Below are 26,977 nucleotides of genomic sequence, written 5' to 3'. Positions count from 1 at the left end.
TTCGGGGAATTGCCGGAGAAATTCGTCATTGACGCGGCCGGTGAAAATTGCCTAACCTCTAAGCGGACCGACGTTCCTCTCAAAGGAACAGAGTGAAAGGAAGGGGGAGCCGATGCCGAAAGCACCTCTCGAAGGGCTGCGGGTGCTGGACGTGTCCACCATCCTCGCGGGTCCGCTGTGCTGCCAGATCCTCGGCGACCAGGGCGCCGACGTGATCAAGATCGAGCACCCGCGGCTGGCGGACGGGATGCGGGGCCACGGGCCCGCCAAGGACGGCGTCCCCCTCTGGTGGAAGGAGATCTCCCGCAACAAGCGCGGCCTGGCGGTGGACCTGTCCACCGACGAGGGCGCCGACCTCCTGCGGTCCCTGGTCCGCCGGGCGGACGTGCTGGTGGAGAACTTCCGCCCCGGGACCCTGGAGAGGTGGGGCCTGGACCCGCGGACGCTGCACCGCGAGAACCCCGCCCTCGTCCTGGTGCGGGTGACCGGGTTCGGGCAGAAGGGCCCCTACGCCCGGCGGGCCGGCTTCGGCACCCTGGCCGAGGCGATGAGCGGGTTCGCCCACCTGACCGGCCCCGCCGACGGGCCGCCGACCCTCCCCGCCTTCGGGCTCGCCGACAGCATCTGCGGCATCGCCGCGGCGGCGGCGACCCTGACCGCCCTGTACGCGCGCGAGCACAACGGCGGCAGGGGAGAGGTGATCGACATCAACCTCCTGGAACCCATCATGGCCGCCGTGGGCCCCGGACCCACCGTCTACGACCAGCTGGGGCAGGTCGGCCGGCGCAACGGCAACCGGTCGCACAACAACGCCCCCCGCAACACCTACCGGACCCGCGAGGGCAGGTGGGTGGTCGTCTCCTCCAGCGCGCAGCGCATCGCCGAACGGCTGATGGAGCTGGTGGGCCACCCGGAGGTCGTCGGGGAGGAGTGGTTCCGCACCGGCGCGGGCAGGGCCGCGCACGCGGACCTGCTCGACCGCCACGTCGGCGACTGGATCGCCCAGCGCACCCTCCCGGAGCTGGAGGAGGCCTTCGCCGAGGCGGGCGTCGCCCTGGCCGCCGTCTACGACGCCCGCGACCTGACCCGGGACCCGCACGTGCGCGAGACGGAGATGCTCACCCGCGTCGAGGACGACGAGCTCGGCAGCGTCCTCATGCACAACACCCTGTGGCGCGCGGAGCGCGCGCCCGGGGGCATCCGCTTCCCCGGGCGCCCCCTGGGCGCCGACACCGACGCCATCCTCGGTGAACTCGGCATGGCCGCCGAGGAGATCGAGACCCTACGTGAACGGCGGATCATCGCGTGACGACCACGAACCAGTACAACGAGCCGGCGCCCGCCGCCCCCGCCCGCGACGCCCTGCTGGAGGCGGTCTCCGCCGGGGTGCGCGTGCACGACCTGGGACGGCCGCTGAAGGTCGGGATGCCCCAGTCGCCCAACCACCCCGCGTACTGGCACACCCTGCCGCGGCGCCACGGCGACATGGTGCGCGAGGACGGCGGGTCGGCCGCCAACGACATGATCACGATGGGCACCCACGTGGGCACCCACGTGGACGCCCTGGCCCACGTCTCCCACAACGGCCTCCTGCACGGCGGGACCGACGCGGCCGAGGCCGGCCGGGGCGGACGCTACCTGGACCACGGCGTCCACACCATCGCCCCGATGGTCTGCCGCGGCGTCCTGCTGGACGTCCCCGCCGCCCTGGGCACCCCGCAGGGGTGCCCGCCCGGATACGAGGTGACCCCGGCCGACCTCGAACGCGCCGAGGAGGCGCAGGGGACCCCGGTCCGCGAGGGCGACGTCGTCCTGGTCCGCAGCGGGTGGGGGCGCCACTTCGACGCCGACCCGACCCGCTACACCGGGCGCGAGAGCGGCGTTCCGGGCGTCGGCGCCGCCGGGGCCTCCTGGATCGCCGGCCGCGGGGCCCGTGCCGCGGGGGCCGACACCATCGCCTTCGAGCGGCTGGCGCCCGGCGCCGGGCACGCGGTCCTGCCCGCCCACCGCATCCTGCTCGTGGAGCACGGCGTGTACATCATCGAGGCGATGGACCTGGAGGGGATCGCCGCCGCGGGGGTCCACGAGTTCACCTTCGTCCTGGCCCCGCTGCCCCTGGTCGGCGCCACCGGCTCGCCCGTCCGCCCGCTCGCGGTGGTGACCCGATGACCGACACCGTCGCACGCTCCCTGGCCCGGTTCGCCCACGGCCTGCACGACCGCGGCCTGCCCGACGAGGTGGCGCGCAGCGTGCGCCGGCGGGTGCTGGACACGCTGGGCCTGTGCGTGGCCGCGCACCGGCTCCCCACCAGCGCCGCCGTCACGGGGTACGCCCTGGACCAGGGGGGATCGCCCCGGGCGGGGATCATCGGCACCCGCGAGCGCGTCCCGGCGCCCCTGGCGGCCCTGGCCAACGGCGTTCTGGCCCACTCCCTCGACTACGACGACACCCACCTGCCCTCGATCCTGCACCCCAGCGCCGTCGTCGTCCCCGCGGCCCTGGCCGCGGCCGAGTACGCCGGGGCGGACGGGGCGGCCACCGAGCGCGCCGTCGCCGCCGGGCTGGAGACCACGGTCCGCCTGGGGATGGCCGGCTACGACCGCGCGCTGGGCAACTCGGTCTTCTTCGAGCACGGCCAGCACGCCACCTCCATCTGCGGCGCCATGGGCGCCGCCGTGGCGGCGTCCCTGCTGCTCGGCTCCGGCCCCGAGGACACCGTCCACGCCCTGGGCCTGACCGCCTCCTTCGCCTCCGGGGTCATCGAGGCCAACCGGACCGGCGGCACCGTCAAGCGCCTGCACTGCGGCTGGGCGGCCCAGTCCGCGCTCGGGGCCGCCCAGCTGGTGGCGCGCGGGTTCACCGGGCCGCCCACCGTGATCGAGGGCCGCTTCGGCTTCCTGCGGGCCTTCCTGCGCGAGGACGCCGACGTCGACACCATCACCGACCGGCTGGGCGAGGAGTGGGAGGTCCCCGGGATCTTCTTCAAGCCCTATCCCGCCAACCACTTCACCCACACCGTGATCGACGCCGGCATCCGCCTGCGCTCCCGCGTGGACCCGCAGGACGTCGCCGGCATCCGGGTCGGCGTCCCCGCCGCGGTGATCCGCACCATCGGCGAGCCCCTGGAGGTCAAGCGCACCCCCGAGACCGGCTACCAGGCGCAGTTCAGCGCGCCCTACGCCGTGGTGGCCGGGCTGCTGGGCGGCGGGGGCCTGGGCGTGGGCACCGGGGACTTCACCGACGACCTCGCCCGGGACCCGCGGAGGCGGGCCCTCATGGCGCTGGTCGAGGTCGTCCCCGACCCGGCCTGCGACGAGATCTACCCGCACCAGTTCCCGGCGGTGGTCACCGTGCGCACCCGGGACGGGCGCCTGCTGCGCGAGGAGGTCCTCCAGAACCGCGGCGGGCCCGCGAACCCCCTCACCGACGACGACCTCACCCGCAAGTTCCTGGACAACACCGACGGGCGCCTGCCCCGGGAAAGCGCCCTGGCCGCACGCGAACTGGCCCTGAACCTGGGCGACCTGGCACACGCGGGGGAGCTGGTGCGCGCCCTCGAACCACCGGAGCCCGACGCCCGCGACCCGCGACCCGCATCCCACCTCTGAAAGGCCCACACCATGCCCTTCGACCTCATCGTCACCGACGCAGCCGTCGTCCACCACTCCTCCCCCGAGCCCCGCCGCGCCGACATCGGCGTCGTCGACGGCCGGATCGCCGAGGTCGCCCCCGGCCTGGACCGCACGGGCGCGGGGAGGGTCGTGGACGCCGCGGGGCGGCTCGCCTTCCCCGGGGTCGTCGACGCCCACCAGCACTGGGGCATCTACAACCCGCTCTCCACCGACGCCGAGACCGAGAGCCGCGCCTGCGCCCAGGGCGGCGTGACCTCCGCGCTGAACTACATGCGCACCGGCCAGTACTACATGAACACCGGCGGGAGCTACGCGAAGTTCTTCCCCAAGGTGCTGGAGGCCGTCGACTCGCGCTCCCACGTCGACTACGCCTTCCACCTCGCCCCGATGATGGGGGAGCACATCGACGAGATCCCGCGGCTGGTCGAGGAGTACGGGGTCACGTCCTTCAAGATCTTCATGTTCTACGGGAGCCACGGGCTGCACGGCCGCTCCAGCGACCAGAGCTCCTTCCTGATGATCCCGGAGGGCGAGCGCTACGACCTGGCCCACTTCGAGTTCGTCATGCGCGGGGTCCAGGAGGCGCGGCGCCGCTTCCCCGAGCTGGCCGACGAGATCTCGCTGTCCCTGCACTGCGAGACGGCCGAGATCATGACGGCCTACACCCGGATGGTCGAGGAGGCCGGGGAGCTGTCCGGCCTGGAGGCCTACAGCGCCTCGCGCCCGCCCCACTCCGAGGGGCTGGCCGTCACCATCGCCTCCTACCTGGCGCACGAGACCGAGCTGCCCACCATCAACCTGCTCCACCTCAGCTCCGCCAAGGCCATGGAGGCGGCGCTGACCATGGCGCGCGCCTTCCCGCACATCGACTTCCGCCGCGAGGTGACGGTGGGCCACCTGCTGGCCGACCACACCACCGCCTCGGGCATCGGCGGCAAGGTCAACCCGCCCCTGCGCGGCCCGGACGACGTCGAGGCCCTGTGGGGGCACGTGCTGCGGGGCGAGGTCGACTGGGTCGTCAGCGACCACGCCTGCTGCCGCGAGGAGCAGAAGTTCGGGGACCCGGGCGACGACGTGTTCGTGGCCAAGTCCGGCTTCGGCGGCGCCGAGTACCTCCTCCCGGGCCTGGTCACCGAGGCGTCCCGCCGCGGACTGCCGCTGGGGGAGGTGGCCCGGCTGACGTCCTGGAACCCCGCCCAGCGGTTCGGCCTGCGCACCAAGGGGGCCGTCGAGGCCGGGTTCGACGCCGACTTCGTCCTCGTGGACCCCGAGCGGACCTGGACGGTGCGGGCGGCGGAGTCGGAGTCCACGCAGGAGTACACCCCCTTCGAGGGGTTCGAGCTCACCGCCGCCGTCACCGACACGTTCCTGCGGGGGAAGCAGGTGCTGGCCGACGGCGAGGTGACCGGCGCGCCCGCGGGCCGCTACCTGTCGCGGCCCACCGGGCGGTGACGGCGGTGCACCCCCGGACCTACCTGTACGTGCCCGCCGACCAGGAGGACAAGCTCGCCAAGGCCCGCACGGCCGGGGTGGACGCGCTCATCCTCGACCTGGAGGACTCGGTGGCGCCCGACCGCAAGGACGCGGCGCGGGCGAACCTGCGCGCCTGGTTCGCGGAGCCGGGGGAGCCGGGGCCCGAGGTGTGGGTCAGGGTCGGGGCCGACACGGTGGAGCGGGACCTCGCGGTGCTGCCGCGCCACGGCCGCGCCGGGGTGGTCCTGCCCAAGGCCGACCCCGGCTCGGTCGGGCGCGCGGACGCCCTGGCCGGGCGCTGGGAGGAGCGCGCGGGCGTGCGCCCCGGGACCGTCCGCGTGCTGGCCCTCCTGGAGACCCCCGAGGGCATGGCCGCGGTGGACCGGGTGGCCGGCGCCCCCCGGGTCCACCGGCTGGGCATCGGGGAGGCCGACCTGGCCGCGTCCCTGGGGCTGCTGCCGGGCCCGGACCGGGCCGAGCTGGCCCCGCTGCGGTCGGCGCTCGTGCTGGCCTCGGCCGTCGCCCGGCTCCCCGCCCCGGTGGGGCCGGTGGAGACGGCGGTCCACGACACCGCACTCCTGCGCGAGGGCACCCGCCGCCTGCTCCGCCAGGGGTTCCGGGCCAGGACCCTGCTCTCGCCGCGCCAGGCCCGCGCGGTCACCGAGGAGCTGACCCCCACCGCGGAGGAGGTGGAGCGGGCCGAAGCCGTCCTGGCGGCCCTGGAGCGCGGCGGCCGGGGCGCCACGGTGGACCGCAGCGGGGGCTTCGTCGACGAGGCCGTGGCCCGCGCCGCCCGCGAGGTGCTCTCCCGGGCCCGCTGACACCGGGCGGAGTGGACCTTCGGGGCCGTGCGCCCCTTCCGGGGCGGTCGGCCGGGGGCGCGGCCGTGCTCCCGGCGGGCGCCGCCGACCTGCCGGGCCGGGGCCGGCCGACGACGACGGCGGCACGGGCGCACCGCGGGACTACAGCCGCCGCGCGTCCGGGAAGCCCGTCCAGCGCAGCTCTTCGGGCAGGTGCGCGGTGTCGTTGAACACCACGAGGTTCGCCGGACCGTCGTCGCCGAACTCGACCACCGTCAGGGAGGCGTTGGCGACACCGGCCAGGGACATCCACTGCCCGGGCGGCGCCCCGAGCGCCGCGCGGACCAGCCAGGCGATGGGGTAGGCGTGCGTCACCGCCACCTCGTGGGTCTCGCGCCGCCCGCCGCTGTTGGGCCCGCCGAACCGGTCCACCGAGGCGTCCGCGGTCCGCCGCCCCGCCTCGGCCTCGGCAGGGCCGTAGCCGTCGAAGAACCCGGCCCACGAGGGCGGGACGCGGTCCGGACCGGGGACGAAGGGGACGTTGTCCACGAGTTCGGCCGCCTCGTCCACCAGCACGCGCGGCATCTGCGCCGCGATGAGCCGGGCGCTCTCCGCCGCCCGGGGCAGCGGCGAGTGCCAGACGGCGTCGACGGGCAGCCGGGCCAGCCGCTGCCCGATCAGCCGGGCCTGCTCCCGGCCCTGGTCGGTCACCCGCCCCAGGGCGTCGGCCGCCCCGTGGCGCACCAGGTAGAGCGTGCGTCGGGCCACGGTTCACCTTTCTCTCTGCGGGTTCACGTACGACCGCCGGGCCGCGGGTCCGCCCGTGCGCGGTCCGGCGGTGCTCAGTCCCCGCGCCGGGCGTCGTCGCCCCGGCTGCGGTGCGACACGCGCTGAAAGCGCTGCTGGGCGGCCTGGGGCGAGCGCACGCCGAGCTGCTCGGCGATGTCGGGCCAGGTCAGCCCCTCGGCCCGGGCGATCAGCAGCAGTCCGGCCTCCAGGGCGTCCAGGTCGCCCCGGGCCGACTCCACCAGCCGCAGCGCGGCGCGGAGTTCGTCGTGGCCGACGTCCCCGGTGGCGGTGTTCGCCCGCCACACGGCGAACCGGAGCAGGGTGGCGTCGTCCGGCGCGTCCCGGGCCCGCGCCCACGGGGGGAGGGGCACCGCGTCGGCGCCGGACTCCAGCAGTCGGCGCCGCGCCGCGTCCAGCGCGTTCCTCTCGTCGGACTCGTCCGGGACGGCAGGGCTCATGCGGGGATCGTGCCAGCCTCAACAATGAGTTGTCAACAAGAAGTTGAGATTTGTACCGCGGCAGGTCCGGAGACCCCGCTCCCGGTACGGGCCCGAGCGCCGCCGACACGGTGCGGCCCCTCCGCGCCGCCGACCCCGGACGCGACCTCCCGGAGAGGCCCGCGCACCCGAGCGGCTCGGCCCTCCTCGCCGCCGGGCACCCGCGCCACGGGCGGCCGGGCGCGCGGGCGGGCCCGGAGCCAGGGCCGGGTTCCGCACGACCCGCTCCGGCCGCGGGTGCGCGGTTTCCGCGTGACGCGCGTCGGCCGCGGCCCCGGGAGCGGGGGCTCCTACGGGCGCCGGCCGGGCCCCAGGCGGCGCCCGACACGGGCGAGGACGTCCAGCTGTGCCGGGCTGTACAGGTCCGCGAGCGCCACCCGCAGGCTCCGCGCGGCGAAGGACGGCCGGTGCGGGACCCGCAGCACCGGGTCGCGCAGCAGCGGCGCCTCCTCGTGGATGGCCCGCACCGCCGCGGCCAGGCGTTCGGCGAGGTCGTCCCGCGCGTCGTCGCCGGTGTCCGCGGGCAGGCGGGTGAACTCCGCCAGTGCCCCGGTCGCGGGCGTGCGCTCGTGGAGCGCCTCCCAGGCACCGTAGGTCTCGGGCTCCATCACGCGCGACAGGACCACCAGGAAGCCGTGGTCCGGGGAGGCCGGCGCCGGTCGCCGGAGCCGCTCGAACGAGGCCGAGTCCGGGCCGCGCTCCAGCTGGCGGGCGATCTCCTCCCGCACCCCCAGCAGCCTCTCGATGGTCGCCGCCGCCTCCGCGTCGAGCGCGCGGAGGGTGTCCTCGAACCGGTCCGCGTCGGGGTCCATGGCCCGGATCCGGGACAGGGGCGCGCCCAGGTCGACGAGGCGGCGGATGCGCAGCAGCTGCGTGAGGTGGGCGACCCCGTAGCTCTTGTACCCGTTGGCGGATCGCGGGGGCTCGGGGAGCAGCCCCCGCTCGTGGTAGTGCCGGACCGCCTTCAGCGTCGTGCCCGCGAGTTCGGCGACCTCGCGCGTGCTCCATCCCATCGCTGCGACCTCTCCGCGGGAGCGCGCCCGCACGGTGTGCCTTGACCATGCCCCTGGGGCCGAGTGTGCAATGGCCGCGCCGCGCCCGCCGGACCCCCGTCCGCCGGGCCGCGTGCCGACGCCCGACCGCGGGCCCCGTCCGGCGGGGCCCGCCGCCACAGGAGAAGCCGCCATGGACGAACACACCGCCACCGCCCCGGACCCCGCCCCCGCCGGCGCGGCGGGGAACGGGGACACGGAGAACACTACGGGCACCCCGCCGCCGCGGCCCCGCCCGCGCAGGGCGCTGTGGTGGCTGCACGGCGCCGTGCGATTCGCGCTCGCCCTCATGCTCCTCTACAACGGCGCCATCAAGCTCGGGCTCGGCCAGTTCGGGGTGCCCGACGTGGGCGACGCCCTGATCGCGTACGGCGAGATGAGCCCGATGGGCCTGCTGTCGCGCATGGTGGGGTTCTCGCCCCTCTTCCAGTTCCTGGCCGGAACCGCCGAGGTCGGGGCGGCGTTCGCGCTGGTGTGGCGCCGCACCGCCCTGGCCGGGGCACTGGTCTCCCTGGCGGCGATGTCCTTCATCCTCGTGCTCAACCTGGGCTACGACATGCCGGGGAAGCAGGTGGCGCTGGTCCTGCTGGCCATGTCCGCGGTCGTCGCGCTGCCGTGGGCGGCGCGGGTGCTCCGCGCGCTCCTGGGGAGCGGGCCGGTCCCCGCGGCCGCCGTGCCGGTCCTGTTCTCCTCGCCGCGGGCCTCCCGCGTGTCCGGCATCGCCGCTCCCGTGCTGGGCGGGGTCGTCCTGGCCGTCTTCGGTGCGCTCGTCCTCGCCTCCCAGCCGTCGCGGGGCGTGGACGACACCGCCCCCGCCGGCGTGTGGGCCGTCCGCGAGGACACGGCCGAGCCGGCGCCGCAGCTGTCGCGGGACCCGCGCTGGCAGCGGGTGGCGTTCGGCGGGGTGGCGACGGCGGGGGAGGCCGCCGTCCAGGTCCGGACGGCGGACGGCTCCCTGCTGGTGGGGACGTACCGCCACGCCGAGGGGGTGCTGGAGGCCGAGGTACGGCCGCTGCTCGCCCCCGGACAGAGCGCGGCGGAGTACGCCGCGTCCCCGGCCCGGACCCTGGTCTTCGCGTTCGAGCGCGGTGAGGACGGGACCCTCGTGCTCGTCGACGGAGAGCACCGGATGGTGCTCGCTCCGGACCGGGACGCGACGCTGCTCTTCGACCGCGGCTTCCACTGGGGGATCCGTGCGGACGACCCCTTCGAGAGGTGAGAGGGCGGGCCCTGTTCCCGCGCCCACCTGCGCGGTCATCGACAGCTCGCGTCCGGCCCCCGGGGCGCGGCGCGGGGCCGGGGAAGTCGGAAAAGGCCCCGCACCGCGGCGGCGGATGCGTTCCCCGCCCCTGGGCGCCGGGGCGGGGCGGTGGATGCGTGCGCCGCCGGGGCGTGATCGTCGCCACCCCGGGCGGCGAGGCCTCGATAATATGGCATTGCTTTGCTATGTTTTTCGTGTCCGCACAGAGAGGGAACAGACCATGACCGTCACGCTGGTACACCCCGAGAAGGTCAACCGGGTCGACGTCCACCACCAGGTCGCCGTCACCCAGGGCACGCGCACCGTGTACCTGGCCGGACAGGTCTCCTGGGACACCGGGGGCAACCTGGTGGGCCGCGACGACGTCGCGGCGCAGGCCGAGCAGTGCTACCTCAACATCGCCGCCGCGCTCGAAGCGGTCGGCGGGACCGCCGCCGACCTGGCCAAGGTCACCGTCTACGTCGTCGACCTCGACGAGGACAAGGCCGAGCGGTTCGTCGTCGGGCGCGACCGGGCGGGCGCCGCGCTGGGCGTGGAGTTCCAGCAGCCGAGCACCTGGATCGGGGTCACCGCGCTGGCCGCGCCGGGCTACCTGGTCGAGGTCGACGCCGTGGCCGTGCTGCCCTGAGGCGGGCGCAACGCCGCCCAGCCCGCCTCCACCGAGCCCCGGCACACCGCGGGGTCGTCGCCCGCGGCGACGATCACCGCGGTGAGCAGGGGGATGCCGGAGGCCAGGGTGCGCCGCGAGGCGACCCGGCTCACGACCAGCGACACGATGCCGTGGCACACCGTCCAGACCTCGGTGCCGAGCCGGTCGGGGTCGGTGTCCGCCGCGACCCGGCCCGCGTCGCGGCAGCGCCGCGCGGCCCGCACGAGGTAGCCCAGGGTCGCCTCGGCGGCCCCGACGTCCTCCAGGTCCACGGTCGCGTCGAACATGACCCGGTAGAGGTCGGGGTGCTCCAGGGCGTTGGCCGCGTAGGCGGCGGCCCCCGCGACGAGGTCCTCGACGGGGTCGTCGGGGACGGTGAGGGTCTCGAAACGGGCCGCCAGCCGGGTGAACCCCTCCTGGCGCAGCGCGCGCCACACCCCGTCCATCCCGCCGAAGTAGGTGTAGACCGCCATCGTCGAGACGCCGGTCCCCTCGACGAGCGACCGCAACGTGATCGGTTCGCGCTCGCGGAGCATCCGCGCCGCGCGCTCCAGCAGCTGCGTGCGCACCGCCGGGTCCTTCTGCCTCGCCATCCGGGAATTCTAGGGCACCGGCCCCGGACCGGGCCGACCGCTCGCGCAGACCCTCCCGGACCGGGCCCCGCGGCCCGGCCCGGGACGGCTCACTTGACGCTTCCGGCCGTCAGCCCCGAGCGCCAGAAGCGCTGGAGCAGCAGGAACGCGATGACCAGCGGGAGCAGTGCCGGCAGAGACCCGATCACGACCAGCGGGGAGAAGTCGGGGTCGATCGGCGCGGCGGCGTTCCAGCTGTACAGGCCCGGGCTCAGCGGGTGCAGGTCCTCGTCCGAGAGCGGGGCCCCACCGCACTCACGGCCCGAGCCACCGGCAGCGGTGCCCTTGAGGAGACACCTGCATCCCTCTCCGACACCGAGTACCCCCGTCGATGCCGTCGCACAGGACAGGTGCGGTCTCTGGGCCCCGCTCCCGGAAGACACGCACACCCCGGGGAGCGCCCGCAGGTCACGCTCACCGGTGCCCCACGGGACGACGAGTGGATTCAGGGCGTTCGTGTACTCCTCGACCGGATCGTCGCGTCGTGGCGATGAAAGAATGTGTCCGCGCGAGGAGGCACTCAACGGTGTGGGGAAGACGGCACGATGACCGACGGGACCGGAGCGGCGGCAGCGCGCGGCGATGCGCACGGCACGACGGGGAGCGGTGACACCCCAGAGGAACGGTTCGCGTCCCTCATGCGGCAGCCGAGGAGGGCCGCCCTGATCAGCGGCGCCCTGGTCCCGGTCGCGGTGGCGGTGAACCTCTTCCTGCTCGATGACACGTCCGGGGCGCTGATCGGCGTGGCCGTGGTCGCGTCGGTGGTCTGCGTCCTGGCGGTGTGGAACGTCGTCAACTTCTCGCCGACCGCGGTCGCCCGCCTGGAGGATGCGTCGACGCGGGTCGGCGGGAGGTTCACGCTGTGGAAGGAAGGTACGGGCGGCCATACGGGCGTACCGTTCGCGTACGGTGCCGAACACCAGCGCTTCGGCGTGCTCGACCATGTCGTTCACGGCCTGCCCGTCGAGATCGGCCACCTGGCCTCCCAGGTGTCGGCCCGCCATACGGCGCCGACCGGCCGCCGTCACGCGTACGTTGTCGTCCGCCTGCCGCAGCGCCTCCCGCACATGATCGTGAGCTTCGGGCACCTCACGCGGGTCCTGGGCGTGCGGGTGGTGCCGGACCAGTGGCACCGGTCGCAGCGCGTCGACGTGGGGGCAGGGCGCCGCTTCCGGCTCTTCGTCGGTGACGGCGGAGAACAGCTCGCGCGGAGTTTTTTCAGCCCTGACGTCGTGCGGTGCTTCCAGCGGGTCGGGCGGCACTACGACATCGAGATCGAGGGCCGCGACCTCTACCTCTTCGGGGCCAGATCAGTGGCCGCGGGCACCGAGCGGCGGTGGAACGCGCAACGCGAGCTCATCGAGGACCTCGCCGCCACGGTGGCGGCTTCGGGGGTGTGGGAGATCCTGCGTCGCCGGAGGGCGGGGCGCGGGGGCGGCCGTGCCGCGCTCCGCGCGGACGTCGGACGCGCGGTCGCCCTCGTCTTCGGCGCGGCGGCGGTGATCGTCGCCGTCCTCTCGCTCGTCGTGCTCAAAGCCGCCGGCCTGCTCGACTGATGTGCAGCCCTGTTCGTCGAGCGGTCGGCGCGCGGGGGAGGGGCGGCCCCGGCCGGACGCAGCGCGGCCGTGCGCAGTGCCGGCGCCGGTTCGCGTGGGCGGCGGCCGTCCTCGGGCCGGCCCGGCACGCGGGGGAGGAGGCCGATCCGTGCGGGGGCGGCGCGCATCCGGTGCCGCTCGGAGCCGTGGCACAGGAGCCCCCGGGCGAGGGCCGCGCAGACGATTCCAGGGCCGGTGGGCCGCCGTTCGGGTCCGCGTTCGAGGGGGGTTCACGCGGGGGCGGGACGTGGTCGTCCAGGGGGGACGCGGAGTGCTGTCGGAAGGGCGCCGAGGTCACGGCCGTGCTCTGGTCCCGGCATCCTTCGCCACGGGCGCAGGGGTTCCAGGGGACTCCCGCCGACGACCTAGGCTGAGCGCGAACCCCGACCCCTCAGCGAAATCCGGTGCCATGACCACCCCTCCCCCCGTCGACACCTCGCAGGCCCACTCCGCCCGGATCTGGAACTACTGGCTGGGCGGCAAGGACAACTACCCGGCCGACCGCGAGGCCGGGGACCGGATCGTGGCGGTCCTGCCCGAGATCGTGGACATCGCCGTCGCCACCCGCGCCGTCCTGGTCCGCATGGTCACCCACCTGGTCCGCGAGGCGGGCATCGACCAGTTCCTGGACATCGGCACCGGCCTGCCCACCGCGAACAACACGCACGAGGTCGCCCAGGCCGCGAACCCGGCCGCCCGGGTCGTCTACGTGGACAACGACCCCCTGGTCCTGACCCACGCGCGCGCCCTGCTCGTCGGCACCCCGGAGGGGGCGACCGACTACATCCACGCCGACCTGCGCGACCCGGCCGTGATCCTGGAGCGCGCCGCGCGGACGCTGGACCTGGGCCGCCCGGTCGCGATCACGCTGTTCGGGGTGCTGCCGTTCGTGGGCGAGGACGCCGAGGCCCGGCGCATCATCGACCACCTGATGGGAGCGCTCCCCCCGGGCAGCCACCTGGCGATCGTGCACAGCACCAGCGCCGTGACCGGCGAGGCGATGGAGGAGGCGGTGGACCGGTGGAACCAGGCGGGCTCGGCCGTCTACCACCTGCGCACCCCGGAGCGGATCCGGGGGCTGTTCGCCGGGCTGGAGCCGGTGGAGCCCGGTGTGGTCTCGTGCCCTCTGTGGCGGCCGGACCCCGTCGAGGTGGGGCGGGCCCGGGAGATGGACGAGTTCTGCGGGCTGGCCCGCAAGCCCTGACCCTTGCGGTGCCCGGGCCCGTCGCCCGATCCGCCGCGGCGCGGTGGCGCCGCCGGGGGAGCCGGTGCGGTGATGCGGGTCGCGGCCCGTGCGGGGGCTCGGCCGTGTGCCGCGCGTTCGCGGCGGCGGGGCCGTGTGTCCCGCGCCGTGGACCGGGCGTCGTTCCGTGAACGCGGTCGGCCGTGTCGCTCCGGCCCCGACCGGGGCGTGCGGGCCCGCCGGTCCAGGCTCCGGCCGGGCGCAGCCCGTGGCGGGCGCGGAGGGCTCGGCCCCGCGCGGTTCTGCCGATGCGGGCGGGCCGGAGTGGCTCGGCCGCGGGTCCGGCCGCGCGCCGTCCGTGGTGGGCGACGCGGTGCTCGGCCCGACCCGGCTCGACCCGCGCGAGTCGGAGTGCGATCGGGCACGGGTCGGCCGGGGCGCCGCCCGTTGCGGGGCAGGGAACGGGCGGCCGGGGGCGGCTCAGCCGGCGCGGGCGAGCCAGGGGGCGATCGGGCCCAGGTCCAGCAGCGCGCTCCCCGCGGCGCGCTCGTCCGCCGCCGGGCGCAGGGCGTCCGCCGCGCGGCGCACGGCCTCCGGGTGGCCGGCGCGCAGCGCCGCCTTGAGCACCAGCAGCCACAGCGCCTCCTGGAGCAGGTCGCGCGGGGGAGCGGCGAGCGCGTCCAGCAGCGCCCTCGCGCGGGCGCCGTCCCCGGCCCGGGCGGCGAGCCAGGGCCGCACCCACGGCGTGTAAGGGCCCGTGTCCGGCGCCGGGCCGGGCGCGGCGCCCTCCTCGGGCAGGGCGCAGACCGCGACCAGGCCGGCGGTGCCCTCTGCCAGGCCCGCCATGTCCGACCCGGCCAGGACCTCGGCGGCACGCGAGGGCGGACCGTCCCGGCGCATGCGCCGGTACAGCGCCGTGAAGACCCCGGCCAGCGGCCGGTCGAACCCCTCGGCCAGCGCGTCCACCCGGTCGGCGTCCGCGTCCGCCTCCCCGAACCGCCCCAGCGCGCTGAGCGCCTGCATCCGGCTGATCCGCCCGTGCACCTCGAACGTCGCCAGGTCGTGGTCCACCGCCAGGCCGACGACCTCCGCCGCGATCCCGCACCGCTCCCGCGCCGTCCCGGTGCGCTCGAACGCCTGCATCAGCCGTCCCGCCAGGGCCGAGCACAGCAGCCGCGGGTCCCCCAGCTCCCGGGCGATCCGCTCCGCCTCGCGGGCCTGCCCGCCGCGGTCCGCCGTGCCCCGGCTCTCCATGGCGACGGTCGCCAGCAGCCGCGCCCGCCCCGCGCGGCTGCCGCCGTCGCCGAGCCGCTCCAGGGTCCGCTCCGCCGCGGCCACGACCGCCGCCGCGCCCGCCGGGTCGTCCGAGCGCGTCCACACCCCCGGCACGTCGAACCGCCCGATGACGCGCGCCGTCAGCTCCGGGTCGCCGAACCGCTCGGCGGCGGCGATCGTCTCCAGGCGCTGCTCCGCCGCCGCGGCCACGGCGCCCGACACCGCCAGGTCGGAGACGAGCGCCGCCGTCGTCTCCAGCCGGCTGCGCGCCGGGACCGCCGCGTACGCCGCCGTGGTGTCGGACCACACGTCGCGGGCGGAGGACGGCGGGCGCAGGGCCGGGTCGCCGCGCAGGATGCCCACCTCCAGTTCGGCCAGCCGGGGGTCGGGGTCCAGGCCCAGCTCCCCGACCAGCCGGGCGCGGGCGGTCGCCAGTGCGGCCAGGGCGTCGGAGCGCCTGCCGCCCCGGTACAGCCCCAGGGCGAGCAGCCGCCAGGCCTCCTCGCGCCAGGGGTGGTCGGCGACCAGCGCGTGCAGCGCCGCGACCGCCTCGTCGGTCCGCCCGGTGTCCAGCCGCGCCTGCGCGAGCCGCTCCACGGCGCGCACGCGCAGCTCCGCCAGGCGGGCGCGCTCGCCGCGCGCCCACTCGGCCCCGGCGAACTCCGCGAACGGCTCCCCGCGCCACTGTGCCAGGGCCTCCTCCAGCAGCCGGGCGGCCCGCTCCGGCGGCGCGTCGCGGGAGGCCTCCACCCGCTGCTCGGCCCGGAGCAGGTCGACGCGGTCGGGCGGCGGGCGCAGCGCGTACCCCGGGCCCTCGGTGACCAGGACGCGGGGACGGGCGCGGTCGGCCTCCAGGGCGCGCCGCAGGTCGGAGACGAAGGTGCGCACCGAGCCGCGGGCGCGCGGGGGCGGGTCGTCGGGCCACAGGTCGTCGACGAGCCGGTCCAGGCCCACGATCCGGCCGCGGGCGGTCAGCAGCAGGCAGAGGAGTTCGCGCTGGCGGCGCCCGCCCAGGGCGATCGGCCGCCCCTCCGGGGAGAGGACCCCCACCGGCCCCAGAACGCGCAGGTCCCACGTGTACACCGTCGTCACGCTAGCACCGCGTTCCCGCCGCGCCGGACCGTCGCGGCCCACCACCTCCCCGCGCCCCCGTTGCCCCGCGCGCCGTCCGCCGCCGCGCCGCCCTCCCGCGGCGCTCCGCCGTGCCGCGCCCCGCGCCGCCCTCCTCTCGGGCGGCCCCGCACACGGCGCCGGAGGTGCGCCCCCGCCCGCCGGGGGCCGCGCGCACACGGCGCCGTCCTCTGCCGCCGCGGGGCCGTCCCCCCGTGGGTCGCCCGTGGACGACGCGGTTGTTTCCCGCCCGCCGGGCGGGAGGCGTGTGCGGTACGGCCCCCTGCCGCTGTGGACCGTCCGTCCGCGCGGTGGCCGTGGGAGCGCGGGCGTTCCCCGCCCGCCGGGAGGCGCGGGCGTGCGCGCCGGCGCCGGGCGCGCGACCCCCGCCCGCGCGGCGGCCCGGCACGCGGGCGCCGCGTACTGATCGAACGCTGATCGGGGCGCGCGATGCTCACCGGTGTCAGGTTCCACGCACCGAGAAAGGGCGTCCATGTCCCTCGCCATCCCCGGCTCCGAGACCGTCACCGTCGAGACGGCCCCCGGCGTCCGGACCACCGCCGCCGTCCTGGGCTCCGGCCCCGCCGTCGTGCTGCTCCACGGCTTCCCGCAGACCCACCTCATGTGGCGCCGCGTCGCGCCCGCCCTGGCCGCGGACCACACCGTCATCTGCCCCGACCTGCGCGGGTACGGGGCCAGCGACAAGCCGGAGGAGGACTCGCCCGACACCTACTCCAAGCGCACCATGGCCGCGGACGCCGTGGCCCTGGCCGCCGCGCTCGGACACGACCGCTTCGCGCTGGCCGGGCACGACCGGGGCGCGCTCGTCGCGTTCCGCGCGGGGCTCGACCACCCCGGCACCGTCACGCACCTGCTGTCGCTGGACGTGCTGCCGACGCTGGACATGTGGGACGTCCTGCACGGTGCCGACGCCCGCGTCGCGTTCCACCTGTACCTGATGGCGCAGCCGCCCGGCCTGCCCGAGCGGATGATCGCCGCGGTCGCCGACGAGTTCTTCGCGGGCTTCCTCGACGGCTGGGGCGCCGACGAGCGGGCGATCCCCGCCGACGTCCGGGCTGCGTACCTGCGGGCCTCGCGGGAGGCCGTCCCCTCGATCGTCGCGGACTACCGGGCCTCGGCCGGGATCGACCTCGACCACGACCGCGAGGACCGCCGCGCCGGCCGCACGCTCGCCATGCCCGTCACCGTGATCCAGCAGGACTGGGGCGCGCAGCTGGGCTACGACGCCGCGGGCCTGTGGGGGGCGTGGGCCCCCGACCTGGAGCACCGCACCCTGGACGCGGGGCACTTCATGGCCGAGTCGGCCCCGGAGGAGATCGTGGACGCCCTGCGCGCCCTGCTCCAGCGTTAGGCGGCGCTCTCCCGGGCCGCCGCCCGGCCGCGTGCCCGCCCGCCGCCGCGCTCGGCGGACGGTCCGCGGCCGGGCCCCTTCCCGGAGGCCGGCCGGAGCCGCGCCCCGCACCCCGGACGGGGCGCGGGGCGCGGCTCCGGCGCCCGGGAGGGTCAGTCGGCGCGGGCGATGGCGATGGTCGCGCCCAGGCGGTGGCCCGCCTCGTAGAACATGTACTGCACGCCCCCGTCGGAGCCGAAGGACGGCGCCGCCGAGCGGCCCGAGTCCGGCGGCCCGGCCATCGGCGTGTGGACCGTGCCCAGGTGCTCGCGGCGGGAGAAGTCCGCGCCCACGTCGGTCGCCCGGATATCCCCGGCGCTCGTGTGGTAGACGACCAGGGTGCGCCCGCCGCGGAGCACCAGGTGGGGGCTGGAGATGTCGGACACGCCCACGTCGGAGTGGCGGATGAGCGGGTCCCGGGCGAAGTCGAACGTGATGCCGTCCGCGGACCACCCCCACCCGATGTCGCGGTGGTTGTTGGTCCCGTTGCGCATGAACACCATGACGTAGCGCGCCCCGCGGTCCGCCAGCCGGTGCTCGAACACCCGCGCGTAGGAGGCCTCGGTGGTGCCCGGCACCATCGAGGTGTTCAGCACCACCCCCTGGTAGCGGAAGGTGATCCCGTCCGTCGAGCGCGCCAGCCGCGTGGTGGTGTTCTCGCCGTGGAAGTACAGCCACATCTCGCGGTGCTCGGTGTTCCACATGACGTGCGGCGAGGACACGTGGCTCACCGAGTAGTGCGGCGACCAGTTCCGGGACACGATCGGGTTGCCCGGGTGCTCGGTGAACGGCCCGTCCGGGCTGTCGGCGTAGGCCAGACAGATCCCGCCCGGAGCGTCGTGCGGGGCGTAGTAGAGCAGGAAGCGGCCCGGGGCGCTGCCCAGGCGGCCCACCGTGCCGCGCAGGCAGGGGAAGATCAGCTCCCCGGTGGGGTTGTAGGCCAGGGAGTCGGTGTCCAGCGCCCTGCGCAGGAACCGGTAGGCGGGCAGCACGTTCGCGGCGGCGGGCGCGGCGGGAGCCGCGGGGGCGCCCGCCGCGGCAGCCGCGGCCGGGGCCGCCGCCCCGGCGAGCAGGGCCCCGGCGGCCAGCGTGCCGGTGCCCAGCAGGGCGGTCCTGCGGTTCATTCCCCGGGGTCGGTCGTCTCGGGGGTCGGTCGTCTCGTGGGTCATCTCGGTTCCCTTCGAGCGGGGGGTCGGGGGTGCCCGATGGCCTCCGAGTGTCGACCAGCGCCGATGCGCTGGTCAAGGTTCTAATACGTATTAACGAAACTCGCCCGTCACCGGGCGGAAATCTCCGAGAACCCCTTGACGTAGACCTGAGACGCGGCTCACAGTCATGGACTAATGCGCATTAGGACGACGAATCGGAGGGAGAACCGGTGGAGAGCACACGGCAGCCGGGTGGCAGAGGGCGGCGCAGACCGCGCCAGTCCGACATCGCGCGGGTGGCGGGCGTCTCCCAGACCACGGTCTCCCTCGTCCTGCGCGGCACCACCGTGGGGATGTCCCTGGCCCGGGAGACGCGCCAGCGCGTCCTGGACGCCGCCGAGCGGCTCGGGTACGTGCCGGACCCCGTCGCGACCCGCCTGGCCTCGGCGGACAACGCCATGCTGGGGCTCTACTCCTTCAGCGCCACCTTCCCCACCGACGTGGCCCACTCCTACTACCCGATCCTGGTCGGGGTCGAGGAGGAGGCCGCCGCCCAGGGACAGGACCTGATCCTGTTCACCGGGTCCTCCCGGACCGGCACCGGGGCGGGGGACCCCGCCTCGGTGCGGCGCGTGCGCGTCGCCGACGGCTGCCTGTTCTTCGGCCGCCACGTGCCGGAGGAGCCCATCCGGCGGCTGGTGGAGGACGGCTTCCCGTTCGTCTACATCGGCCGCCGCGACGAGCCCGACGTCCCCTACGTGGGCGCCGACTACGTCTCGGCCTCGGCCGGGGTGATGGCACGGCTCGCCGCCGCCGGGCACCGGAAGGTCCGGTACCTGCGCGAACACGACCAGGCCCCCGCCTCGGGGGACCGGGAGGAGGGCGTCCTGCGCGGCGCCCGCGCCGCCGGGGGCGCCACCGCGGGACTGGTGGTGCGCACCGACGGCACCGACCTGGACGCGCTGCTGCGGGACTGGCTGGCCGAGGGGGTCACCGCGGTCGTCGTCGAGCAGACCGACACCGGCGCGGCCCTGTCCGGCCTGGGCGCCGCCATCGAGCGGGCGGGCCTGAGCTGCCCGCGCGACCTCTCCCTGGCCGTGCTCGGGGCGCCCGTCGGCGCCCGCGGGCGGGCGCCCGGGGGAGGGGCGGTGTTCAGCGGGTTCGACGTGCCGATGCGCGAGATGGGCCGCGACGCGGTCCGCCTGCTGCTGCGCCTGATCGCGGGCGAGGAGGGGGTGCGGACCCGCAGGCTGCTGCCCTGCGAACCGGTCGCGGGCGGCACCGTCGCCGCCCCGCGCCGGGAGTGAGACCGCGCCCGCACCCGGACAGAGAACGACGGGGGACCCCGCGGCGCACCGCCGCGGGTCCCCGCACCCACCGCACCGGAGCCACCGGGCCCGTGCGGCGAACAGAAAGGAGAAGGGCACCGCCCCGCGCCCCGGGGCGCCGTGCCCGAGTGAGCGTATGACCGAGAGCAGAACCGAGATCCTCGTCGTCGGCGCGGGACTGGGCGGCGTCGCCGCCGCCCTGGCCGCGGCCGACTCCGGCCGCAGGGTCGTCCTGACCGAGGAGACCGACTGGATCGGCGGACAGCTCACCTCCCAGGCGGTCCCCCCGGACGAGAACCCCTGGATCGAGATGTTCGGCGCCACCGCCTCCTACCGGCGCCTGCGCGAGGGCATCCGCGACCACTACCGCCGCGTCTACCCGCTGCGCGCCGAGGCCGCCGCGTCGCGCACCCTCAACCCCGGTGCCGGCCGGGTCAGCAAGCTCTGCCACGAGCCCCGCGTCGCCCTGGCCGTCCTGGAGGAGATGATCGCCCCCCACCGCTCGGCCGGGCGCATCACCGTCCTGGAGCGGCACCGCCCCGTCGGGGCGCTCACCGAGGGCGGCCGGGTGCTGGCCGTGACCCTGCGCGGCGCCGACGGCGGCGAGCACACCGTCCACGCGGACTACGTCCTGGACGCCACCGAGAACGGCGACCTGCTCCCGATGGCGGGCATCGACCACGTCACCGGCGCCGAGGCGCGCTCCGAGCACGGCGAGCCGCACGCCCCGGAGACCGCCGACCCGGCCAACCTCCAGGGCATCACCTACTGCTTCGCGGTCTCGCACCACGAGGGCGAGGACCACACCATCGAGCGCCCGGAGATGTACGACTTCTGGCGCGCGTACCGGCCCGACTTCTGGCCCGGCCCGCTGCTGGGCTTCCAGGCGCCGGACCCGCGCACCCTGGAGGCGGTCCCGCGGACCTTCGCGCCCAACCCCGGCAACGACCCGCTGGCCGTGGACGCCGACCAGAGCGCCGACGCCGGGGACAAGGAGCTGTGGGGCTTCCGCCGCATCCTGGCCCGCAGGCTGCACCGGCCCGGGGCTTTCGACTCCGACATCACCCTCGCCAACTGGCCGCTCAACGACTACTGGCTCAAGCCGGCCCTGGAGATCGAGGGCCTGGTGGACGCCGCCGCGGTGGAGCGGGCGCACGAGGAGGCCCGCCAGCTGTCCCTGTCGGTCCTGTACTGGCTCCAGACCGAGGCGCCGCGCCCGGACGGCGGCACCGGGTTCCCGGGCCTGCGCCCCCGCCCCGACGTCACCGGCGCCGAGCACGGCCTCGCCAAGGCCGCCTACGTGCGCGAGTCCCGGCGCATCCGCGCGCTCACCACGGTCACCGAGCACGACGTGTCCCTGGAGATCCGCGGCCCGCACGGGATCGTGCGCCGCCACGACTCCGTGGGGGTGGGCAGCTACCGGATCGACCTGCACCCCTCCACCGGCGGCGACACCTACATCGACATCGCCAGCGTGCCCTTCGAGATCCCGCTGGGCGCGCTGCTGCCCCGCGAGGAGACCAACCTGCTGCCCGCCGCCAAGAACATCGGCACCACCCACATCACCAACGGCTGCTTCCGGCTGCACCCGGTGGAGTGGAACATCGGCGAGGCCGCCGGGCGGCTGGCCGCCTTCGCCCTGGACCACGGGACCACCCCGCACGCGGTGCACGCCAAGGACGAGCTGCTGGAGCGGTTCACCGCCCTGCTGGACCGCACCGGCGTCGAGCGCCACTGGCCCGACGTCCGGGGCTACTGACCCCTCTCCCCATCCCCCCGCCCCAACCCACGAAAGGGGACCACCATGAGCGACCCGGCCACGAGGTCGGTACGCGACCCCGTACGCGTCGGCATCGACGTCGGCGGCACCTTCACCGACGCGGTGGCGGTCAGCGCCACGACCTTCGAGCTCCTGGGCCAGGTCAAGGTGCCCACCAGCCACGACCACGAGGACGGGGTCGCCCACGGCATCATGACCGCCCTCGAACGCCTGCTGGCGGAGGTGGGGGTGGACGCCGACGACGTCGGGTTCCTCGCCCACGGCACCACCCAGGCCACCAACGCCCTGCTGGAGGGCGACGTGGCGACCATCGGCATCGTGGGCGTGGGCTCGGGCTACGACGCCTTCGCCGTCGGGCGGCTGCGCTCGCTGGGCCGGCTGCGCCTGGACTCCGGGCGCCGCCTGCCCGTCCGGTACGCGGCCCTGCGCCGGCCCGAGGACGCGGACGCCGCCCTGGCCGCCGTCGACTTCGTGGTGGCGGAGGGCGCCGACGTCATCGTGGCCGCCGAGCCCTTCAGCGTCGACGACGCCGAGGGCGAGCGGGCGGTGCTGGACGCGGCGTCGGTCCGCGGGGTGCCCGCCACCGCCACCCACGAGATCACCCGCCTCTACGGCCTCACCAAGCGCGCCCGCACCGCCGCCCTCAACGCCGGGGTCATGCCGCGCATGCTCCAGACCGCCGACCTGGTCGAGAGCAGCATCCTCAAGGCGGGGATCACCGCCCCGCTCATGGTGATGCGCTGCGACGGCGGCGTGATGTCCCTGGGGGAGATGCGCAACCGCCCCCTGCTCACCGTGCTGTCCGGCCCCGCCGCCGGGGTCGCCGGCGCCCTCATGGGCGAGCGGGTCAGCGAGGGGGTCTTCCTGGAGACCGGCGGCACCTCCACCGACATCAGCGTCATCCGCCGCGGCCGGGTCCAGATCAAGCACGCCGAACTCGGCGGCAAGGAGACCTACCTGTCGGCCCTGGACGTGCGCACCGTCGGCATCGGCGGCGGCTCCATCGTCCGCCTGGGCGGCGGGGAGGGCGGGGGCGCCGCGTCGCTGGCCGACGTGGGGCCGCGCAGCGCGCACATCGCCGGGCTGCCCTACGCCTGCTTCGCCGACCCCGCCGAGCTGGAGGGGGCCCGGCTGGTCCGGGTGGCGCCGCTGGAGTCCGACGCCGCCGACCACGCGGTGCTGGACAACGGCACCCGCCGCTTCGCCCTCACCGTCACCTGCGCGGCCAACGCGCTGGGCCGGGTGCCCGAGGGCGACTACGCGCGCTCCGACCCGCGGGCCGCCCGCGCCGCCCTGGAGCCCCTGGCCCGCGCCCTGGGCACCGACGTCGAGGGCGCCGCCCGCGCCGTCCTGGACAAGGCCACCGAGCGCGTCGAGGCCGTGGTGGAGTCCCTGGTCTCCGACTACGGCCTGGACCGGTCGGTGGCCGCCCTGGTCGGGGGCGGCGGAGGCGCCGCCACCGTCACCCCGCACCTGGGGGAGCGGATGGGGATCACCGCCCGCATCGCCTCGCACAGCGAGGTGATCAGCCCGCTGGGCGTCGCCCTGGCCCTGGTCCGGGAGTCCGTGGAGCGCATCATCCCCGGCGCGACCCACGCCGACGTCCTGTCGGTGCGCGCCGAGGCGGAGGAGGCCGTGGTCGCCCAGGGCGCCTCGCCCGAGGGGGTGGAGGTCGACGTCACCGTCGACCCCCAGCGCAACCTCGTCACCGCCGTGGCCACCGGCGCCACGGAGCTGCGCACCAAGGACCGCACCGCCGACATCGCCGAGGACGAGGCGCGCGGCGCGGCGGCCGACAGCCTGGGCGCCGCGCCCGCCGACCTCACCGAGTACGCGGCCACCGGCCGCTACCGGGTGCTGGGCCTGGTCCGCAGGCCCTCGGGCCCGCTCGGCCGGTTCTCCCGCGAGCGCCGCCACATCCGGGTCGTCGACGGCGAGGGGGTGGTCCGGCTGCACAACAACGACGCCGAGGTCGACACCCTCGTCGCCGGACAGGCCGAGGGCCGCCTCAAGGACCTCGTCGACGAGCGCACGGCCTACGGGGACGGCGGGGCCGTCCCGCCCGCCGTCTGGCTGCTGCTGGGCCCCAAGATCGCCGACCTGTCGGGGGTCATGGACGCCGGGCACCTGCTGGCCCTGGCCGGGACCGAGATCGCCCGGCGCGCGCCCGACGAGAAGGTCGTCGCGATCATGGAGCGTCGGCGGTGAACCGCCCGCCGACCCCCGGCGGCGACGGCGCGCCGCACGGGGAGTACGCCCGCATCGGCGCCGCGGACGACGTCGACCTCGCCGCCGGCCTGCTGTCCGGGCTGGCCCTGCACGAGACCCGCGACCCCGAGCGGCTGCGCGCGTGGGCCGCCCGCGCCCTGGAGTTCGGCCGCGAGATGGCGCGCCGGGCCCCGGACGGGGAGGCCGGCTCCGGGCCCGAGGTCGTGGAGGAGGCGACGGGCGGACTCGCCCCCGGGGAGGTGCTGCTCGCCGAGTACCTGCACCGCTCCTCCGGCGACCGGATCGTCGTCCACACCGACGCCCTCGACTACGCCCACCGGGTGGCCCGCGCCGCGGGCTGGGAGCGGGACTTCCCGGTCCGGGCGGTGCGCCGGGCAGCCCTGGCCCACGAGGAGGCCCACCGCATGCTGCACGGCCGCCGCGGCCGGGCGCTGCGCGACCGGCTCGGCCACGACCTGCTCCGCCTGGGGCGCCTGCGCCTGCGCGGCCACGTCGCCGGAGCCGACGAGATCGCCGCCCACGCCTACGCCCACGCCCGCTGCGGCCTGCGCCGCAGCCCGCTCGCCCTCACCGCGGCCATCGCCGCGACCCTCGAACACCAGGGGACCGGTCCCGGCGGACCGGGCCCCGGCACACCCCTCGGAGACCGCCCGTGACCGCCCTGGGAATCCTTCTCGCCATGGCGGTGGGCGTCGGCCTCATGCTGACGCGCCGCCTGCCCACCGCCTTCGCCCTCGTCCTGCTCGCCGTCGCCATCGCGCTCATCGCCGGCGCCCCGCTCACCGGCGAGGAGGAGAGCGTCGTCGGCACCGTCGTCCAGGAGGGGGCGCCGCGCCTGGCCGCGACCATGGTCGCCATCCTCCTGGGCAGCTGGCTGGGCACGCTCCTGTCCGAGACCGGCATCGCGTCCACGCTCGTCCGCAAGATCGTGGAGTTCGGCGGGGAGCGCCCCTCCCTGGTCGCGGTGGGCATCTTCCTCGTCGCCATCCTGTGCGGCAGCATCACCGGGTCGGCGCCGGCGGCGATGCTCGCCGGCGTGGTCGGCATCCCGGCGATGATCGCCGTGGGGGTGACGCCCACCGTCGCGGCGGGCACGGTCCTGGTCGGCATCGCCGCCGGGCTGCCGCTGGAGCTGATCAACTGGCAGTTCCTGTCCGACGCCATCGGCGTGCCGGTGTCCACCGTCCAGCACTTCCAGCTGCGCATGTTCCCGATCGCCCTGCTGGGCGGGCTGGCGTACATCCTCGTGGAGATGCGCCGCAAGGGCGTGCGGCACACCTGGGCGGTGCGGGTCGGCGCGGGCGCGGGCGGCTCCGGAGCGTCCGGCGGCGGGTCCGGCACCCGCCGGGAGCGGGCCGCCCGGCGGCGGCAGCGCCGCGGGGACGCCCCCTGGTACGCCCTGCTCACCCCGCTGGTGCCGATCGTGCTGGCGCTGGGCCTGGAGATCCCGATCGTGCCCTCGCTGCTGGCCGGTGTGGTGTTCGCCCTGGTCACGGCGGTGTCCTGGCGGGAGATGACGACCACGGCGCTGCGCACCCTCTACCGCGCCTTCGACGTGGCGGCGCCGCCCATCGTGCTGTTCATCGCGATCGGCATGCTGCTGGCCGCGGTCAACCTGCCCGGCGCGGTCCAGGCGCTGAGCCCGATCGTCGTGGCCATCAGCCCGGGGCACGTGGCGCTGTTCGTGCTGGTGTTCGCGCTCATGGTGCCGCTGGCGCTGTACCGGGGGCCGATGAACATCTTCGGCCTGGGCGCGGGCGTGGCCGGGGTGCTGGTCGCGGGCGGCATCTACCCGGCCCCGGCGGTGGTGGGGCTCATGGCCTCCTACGGCCAGGTCCTGGGCGTGTCCGACCCGACCAGCACGCAGACCGTGTGGAGCTCGCAGTACGCGGGGGTCCGGCCGGAGCGCTCGATGCTGTCCACCCTGCCGTACACGTGGGTGATCGCCGTCGCGGGCCTGTGCCTGACCGCCTACCTGTACCTCCTCTGAGCGGAGCGGCCCCGCGGCGCGGCCCCGGCACCCGGGAAACGGGTGCCGGGGCCCGCACCGGCCGGATCCGGCCGGTCCCGGGGTGTTCGCCGCGCGCCCTCCCGGAAAGGGGAGGCGCATGGACACCTCCGAGAACACCCACGGATCCGAACCGTCCCGGGACTCCCCCCGGCAGAACCGCGTCGCCCTCGCCTTCGGGCTCTTCGGCCTCGTCCTGGGCGCGGGCGTGCTCTTCTTCATCGACCCCGCGGCGTCGGACTTCTCCGCACGGCGCTGGTGGGCCGCGGCCGTCCTGGTACCGCTCCTCGTGGTCTGCGTCCCGCTCCTGGCCGGGCGCTCCCGCCGCGGCGGGAGCCGGGAGGGGGACTGAGCGCTCTCCCCGGCCCCGGGGCCGAGCCGCGCCCGGTGTCAGCCGCCGACGGTGACGCGGAAGCCCCCGGGCCGGGTGTGGATCCCCCACAGCCGCCCGGCCAGCGCGTCGGGTTCGAAGAGCGGGTCGCCGCCGCCGATCGCCCCGGGCACGATGAGCTGCCCCACGTGGACGCCCTCCGGGGCCAGGGCCTCGTGGAGCATCGCGCCGTAGGCGGACTCCCCGGCGAAGGCCACCGAGGTCCCGGCGACGTTTCCGTTGGGCGCCGCCGCGCTGGCGCCGTTGACCAGCAGGACCGTGCCGCGCCCCAGCTCCCGCATGCCCGGCAGCACGCGGTGCACGGCCGCGGCCGGCCCCAGCACGGAGAACGCGGTGGCGGCGGCCAGGTCCGCGGGGGAGGTCTCCAGCACCGGGCGCAGGAACTCCCGGCTCGGCACCGGGCTGTACTGGAGGACCTCGACGGTCCCCAGCTCCGCGGCGGCGGCGTCCAGCGCCCGCTCCAGCGACGCGGTGTCGCGCACGTCGGCCGTGTAGCCGCGCGCCTCGATCCCCTCCCGCGCGAGTTCCCCGCGGAGCGCGTCCGGTCCCCGGGCCCCGCGGGAGACGAGGGCGACGGAGAACCCCTCGCGCCCGAACCTGCGGGCGCTCGCCGCGCCCAGCCCTGGGCCGGCGCCGATGATCGCGATGGTGGGCACGGGTCCCCCTCCTCCGGTGGTGTGCCCGTGCGCCCGGCGGGCGCACGGCGGTGCGGTCGGCCGACCGCACCCGGCGCC

General features: G+C 76.2%; 24 protein-coding genes. 16 read left to right on the top strand and 8 right to left on the bottom strand.

Going from position 1 to position 26,977, the window contains the following annotated elements:
* Positions 1-112 precede the first annotated feature (112 nt).
* Genes BUE45_RS03860 through BUE45_RS03840 form a run of 5 tightly spaced genes read left to right on the top strand, consistent with a single transcriptional unit; the run spans position 113 to position 5,926 of the window.
* Positions 113-1,309, top strand: a complete 1,197-nt coding sequence (locus BUE45_RS03860; RefSeq protein ID WP_073374914.1) for a CaiB/BaiF CoA transferase family protein — start codon at positions 113-115, stop codon at positions 1,307-1,309.
* Entirely contained in the window at positions 1,306-2,169 is an 864-nt protein-coding gene (locus tag BUE45_RS03855) for a cyclase family protein (RefSeq protein WP_073374912.1), read from the top strand. The genes BUE45_RS03860 and BUE45_RS03855 overlap by 4 nt, the downstream gene beginning before the upstream one ends.
* Complete coding sequence (locus BUE45_RS03850; protein ID WP_073374910.1) at positions 2,166-3,608, top strand: MmgE/PrpD family protein; 1,443 nt, start codon at positions 2,166-2,168, stop codon at positions 3,606-3,608. Before BUE45_RS03855 ends, BUE45_RS03850 begins: the two co-directional genes overlap by 4 nt.
* 12 nt (positions 3,609-3,620) lie before the next feature.
* Positions 3,621-5,084 carry a dihydroorotase gene (locus tag BUE45_RS03845; RefSeq protein ID WP_073374908.1) on the top strand — a complete coding sequence of 488 codons (1,464 nt, stop codon included), beginning with the start codon at positions 3,621-3,623 and terminating at the stop codon, positions 5,082-5,084.
* A gap of 5 nt (positions 5,085-5,089) precedes the next feature.
* Positions 5,090-5,926, top strand: a complete 837-nt coding sequence (locus BUE45_RS03840; RefSeq protein WP_073374905.1) for an HpcH/HpaI aldolase/citrate lyase family protein — start codon at positions 5,090-5,092, stop codon at positions 5,924-5,926.
* 141 nt (positions 5,927-6,067) lie between these two features.
* Here BUE45_RS03840 and BUE45_RS03835 read toward each other — a convergent pair whose 3' ends face one another.
* From BUE45_RS03835 to BUE45_RS03825, 3 genes are all read right to left on the bottom strand, one after another.
* Complete coding sequence (locus tag BUE45_RS03835; protein ID WP_073374903.1) at positions 6,068-6,673, bottom strand: histidine phosphatase family protein; 606 nt, start codon at positions 6,671-6,673, stop codon at positions 6,068-6,070.
* Between the two features lie 74 nt (positions 6,674-6,747).
* Complete coding sequence (locus tag BUE45_RS03830; protein WP_073374900.1) at positions 6,748-7,152, bottom strand: hypothetical protein; 405 nt, start codon at positions 7,150-7,152, stop codon at positions 6,748-6,750.
* A gap of 329 nt (positions 7,153-7,481) precedes the next feature.
* Positions 7,482-8,204: a MerR family transcriptional regulator gene (locus BUE45_RS03825; protein WP_073374898.1), complete on the bottom strand. Its 723-nt coding sequence runs from the start codon at positions 8,202-8,204 to the stop codon at positions 7,482-7,484.
* Between the two features lie 172 nt (positions 8,205-8,376).
* Here BUE45_RS03825 and BUE45_RS03820 point away from each other — a divergent pair, with 172 nt between their 5' ends.
* Positions 8,377-9,462 (top strand): hypothetical protein, encoded by a 1,086-nt coding sequence (locus tag BUE45_RS03820; protein WP_073374896.1) that lies wholly within the window; start codon positions 8,377-8,379, stop codon positions 9,460-9,462.
* A 262-nt stretch (positions 9,463-9,724) separates the two neighbouring features.
* The gene (locus BUE45_RS03815) at positions 9,725-10,132 is read left to right on the top strand and encodes a RidA family protein (RefSeq protein ID WP_073374894.1); all 408 of its coding nucleotides are present in this window, start codon (positions 9,725-9,727) and stop codon (positions 10,130-10,132) included.
* On the opposite strand, the gene BUE45_RS03810 is transcribed toward BUE45_RS03815, so the two are convergent.
* Positions 10,093-10,746: a TetR/AcrR family transcriptional regulator gene (locus BUE45_RS03810; protein WP_073374892.1), complete on the bottom strand. Its 654-nt coding sequence runs from the start codon at positions 10,744-10,746 to the stop codon at positions 10,093-10,095. The two genes, BUE45_RS03815 and BUE45_RS03810, sit on opposite strands and share 40 nt — an antisense overlap.
* An 89-nt stretch (positions 10,747-10,835) precedes the next feature.
* Positions 10,836-11,168 carry an ABC transporter permease family protein gene (locus tag BUE45_RS32885; RefSeq protein ID WP_218619480.1) on the bottom strand — a complete coding sequence of 111 codons (333 nt, stop codon included), beginning with the start codon at positions 11,166-11,168 and terminating at the stop codon, positions 10,836-10,838.
* A 162-nt stretch (positions 11,169-11,330) separates the two neighbouring features.
* Here BUE45_RS32885 and BUE45_RS03800 point away from each other — a divergent pair, with 162 nt between their 5' ends.
* Positions 11,331-12,341, top strand: coding sequence for a hypothetical protein (locus BUE45_RS03800; RefSeq protein ID WP_073374890.1), 1,011 nt, complete (start codon positions 11,331-11,333; stop codon positions 12,339-12,341).
* 448 nt (positions 12,342-12,789) lie between these two features.
* Positions 12,790-13,584 (top strand): SAM-dependent methyltransferase, encoded by a 795-nt coding sequence (locus BUE45_RS03795; RefSeq protein ID WP_073374888.1) that lies wholly within the window; start codon positions 12,790-12,792, stop codon positions 13,582-13,584.
* 459 nt (positions 13,585-14,043) lie between these two features.
* On the opposite strand, the gene BUE45_RS03790 is transcribed toward BUE45_RS03795, so the two are convergent.
* Positions 14,044-15,921: an AfsR/SARP family transcriptional regulator gene (locus tag BUE45_RS03790; protein ID WP_073375413.1), complete on the bottom strand. Its 1,878-nt coding sequence runs from the start codon at positions 15,919-15,921 to the stop codon at positions 14,044-14,046.
* Between the two features lie 520 nt (positions 15,922-16,441).
* Here BUE45_RS03790 and BUE45_RS03785 point away from each other — a divergent pair.
* A complete protein-coding gene (locus tag BUE45_RS03785; RefSeq protein WP_073374886.1) occupies positions 16,442-17,320 on the top strand; it encodes an alpha/beta fold hydrolase in 879 nt (292 codons plus the stop codon).
* 152 nt (positions 17,321-17,472) lie between these two features.
* Here BUE45_RS03785 and BUE45_RS03780 read toward each other — a convergent pair whose 3' ends face one another.
* Entirely contained in the window at positions 17,473-18,483 is a 1,011-nt protein-coding gene (locus BUE45_RS03780) for a glycoside hydrolase family protein (RefSeq protein WP_143173250.1), read from the bottom strand.
* A gap of 254 nt (positions 18,484-18,737) precedes the next feature.
* Between BUE45_RS03780 and BUE45_RS03775 the strand changes: the two genes are divergently transcribed.
* From BUE45_RS03775 to BUE45_RS03750, 6 genes are all read left to right on the top strand, one after another.
* Positions 18,738-19,814 (top strand): LacI family DNA-binding transcriptional regulator, encoded by a 1,077-nt coding sequence (locus BUE45_RS03775; protein WP_073374882.1) that lies wholly within the window; start codon positions 18,738-18,740, stop codon positions 19,812-19,814.
* Between the two features lie 157 nt (positions 19,815-19,971).
* Positions 19,972-21,594, top strand: coding sequence for an FAD-dependent oxidoreductase (locus tag BUE45_RS03770; RefSeq protein WP_073374880.1), 1,623 nt, complete (start codon positions 19,972-19,974; stop codon positions 21,592-21,594).
* A gap of 45 nt (positions 21,595-21,639) precedes the next feature.
* On the top strand, positions 21,640-23,823 hold the full coding sequence (locus BUE45_RS03765) for a hydantoinase/oxoprolinase family protein (RefSeq protein WP_073374878.1): 2,184 nt from the start codon (positions 21,640-21,642) through the stop codon (positions 23,821-23,823).
* Positions 23,820-24,500 carry a hypothetical protein gene (locus tag BUE45_RS03760; RefSeq protein WP_178378435.1) on the top strand — a complete coding sequence of 227 codons (681 nt, stop codon included), beginning with the start codon at positions 23,820-23,822 and terminating at the stop codon, positions 24,498-24,500. The genes BUE45_RS03765 and BUE45_RS03760 overlap by 4 nt, the downstream gene beginning before the upstream one ends.
* A complete protein-coding gene (locus BUE45_RS03755) occupies positions 24,497-25,834 on the top strand; it encodes a transporter (RefSeq protein WP_073374875.1) in 1,338 nt (445 codons plus the stop codon). Before BUE45_RS03760 ends, BUE45_RS03755 begins: the two co-directional genes overlap by 4 nt.
* 118 nt (positions 25,835-25,952) lie before the next feature.
* Complete coding sequence (locus BUE45_RS03750; protein WP_073374873.1) at positions 25,953-26,204, top strand: hypothetical protein; 252 nt, start codon at positions 25,953-25,955, stop codon at positions 26,202-26,204.
* 38 nt (positions 26,205-26,242) lie between these two features.
* Here the strand turns inward: BUE45_RS03750 and BUE45_RS03745 are convergent, their stop codons facing one another.
* Positions 26,243-26,899 carry an SDR family NAD(P)-dependent oxidoreductase gene (locus BUE45_RS03745; RefSeq protein ID WP_073374871.1) on the bottom strand — a complete coding sequence of 219 codons (657 nt, stop codon included), beginning with the start codon at positions 26,897-26,899 and terminating at the stop codon, positions 26,243-26,245.
* Positions 26,900-26,977: the final 78 nt, after the last annotated feature.

The sequence above is a fragment of the Nocardiopsis flavescens genome, from assembly GCF_900141985.1.
Lineage (GTDB): Bacteria > Actinomycetota > Actinomycetes > Streptosporangiales > Streptosporangiaceae > Nocardiopsis > Nocardiopsis flavescens.
The sequence above is the reverse complement of the archived record's forward strand: the minus strand, read 5'-3'. Positions and strand labels throughout refer to the sequence as shown.

What these genes read in the sequence shown, in the direction of transcription:
- BUE45_RS03830 (WP_073374900.1), bottom strand. Translation starts at nt 7,152, where the DNA reads ATGAGCCCTGCCGTCCCGGACGAGTCCGACGAGAGGAACGCGCTGGAC.
- BUE45_RS03860 (WP_073374914.1), top strand. Translation starts at nt 113, where the DNA reads ATGCCGAAAGCACCTCTCGAAGGGCTGCGGGTGCTGGACGTGTCCACC.
- BUE45_RS03765 (WP_073374878.1), top strand. Translation starts at nt 21,640, where the DNA reads ATGAGCGACCCGGCCACGAGGTCGGTACGCGACCCCGTACGCGTCGGC.
- BUE45_RS03780 (WP_143173250.1), bottom strand. Translation starts at nt 18,483, where the DNA reads ATGAACCGCAGGACCGCCCTGCTGGGCACCGGCACGCTGGCCGCCGGG.
- BUE45_RS03820 (WP_073374896.1), top strand. Translation starts at nt 8,377, where the DNA reads ATGGACGAACACACCGCCACCGCCCCGGACCCCGCCCCCGCCGGCGCG.
- BUE45_RS03845 (WP_073374908.1), top strand. Translation starts at nt 3,621, where the DNA reads ATGCCCTTCGACCTCATCGTCACCGACGCAGCCGTCGTCCACCACTCC.
- BUE45_RS03795 (WP_073374888.1), top strand. Translation starts at nt 12,790, where the DNA reads ATGACCACCCCTCCCCCCGTCGACACCTCGCAGGCCCACTCCGCCCGG.
- BUE45_RS03825 (WP_073374898.1), bottom strand. Translation starts at nt 8,204, where the DNA reads ATGGGATGGAGCACGCGCGAGGTCGCCGAACTCGCGGGCACGACGCTG.
- BUE45_RS03810 (WP_073374892.1), bottom strand. Translation starts at nt 10,746, where the DNA reads ATGGCGAGGCAGAAGGACCCGGCGGTGCGCACGCAGCTGCTGGAGCGC.
- BUE45_RS03750 (WP_073374873.1), top strand. Translation starts at nt 25,953, where the DNA reads ATGGACACCTCCGAGAACACCCACGGATCCGAACCGTCCCGGGACTCC.
- BUE45_RS03785 (WP_073374886.1), top strand. Translation starts at nt 16,442, where the DNA reads ATGTCCCTCGCCATCCCCGGCTCCGAGACCGTCACCGTCGAGACGGCC.
- BUE45_RS03800 (WP_073374890.1), top strand. Translation starts at nt 11,331, where the DNA reads ATGACCGACGGGACCGGAGCGGCGGCAGCGCGCGGCGATGCGCACGGC.
- BUE45_RS03770 (WP_073374880.1), top strand. Translation starts at nt 19,972, where the DNA reads ATGACCGAGAGCAGAACCGAGATCCTCGTCGTCGGCGCGGGACTGGGC.
- BUE45_RS03850 (WP_073374910.1), top strand. Translation starts at nt 2,166, where the DNA reads ATGACCGACACCGTCGCACGCTCCCTGGCCCGGTTCGCCCACGGCCTG.
- BUE45_RS03815 (WP_073374894.1), top strand. Translation starts at nt 9,725, where the DNA reads ATGACCGTCACGCTGGTACACCCCGAGAAGGTCAACCGGGTCGACGTC.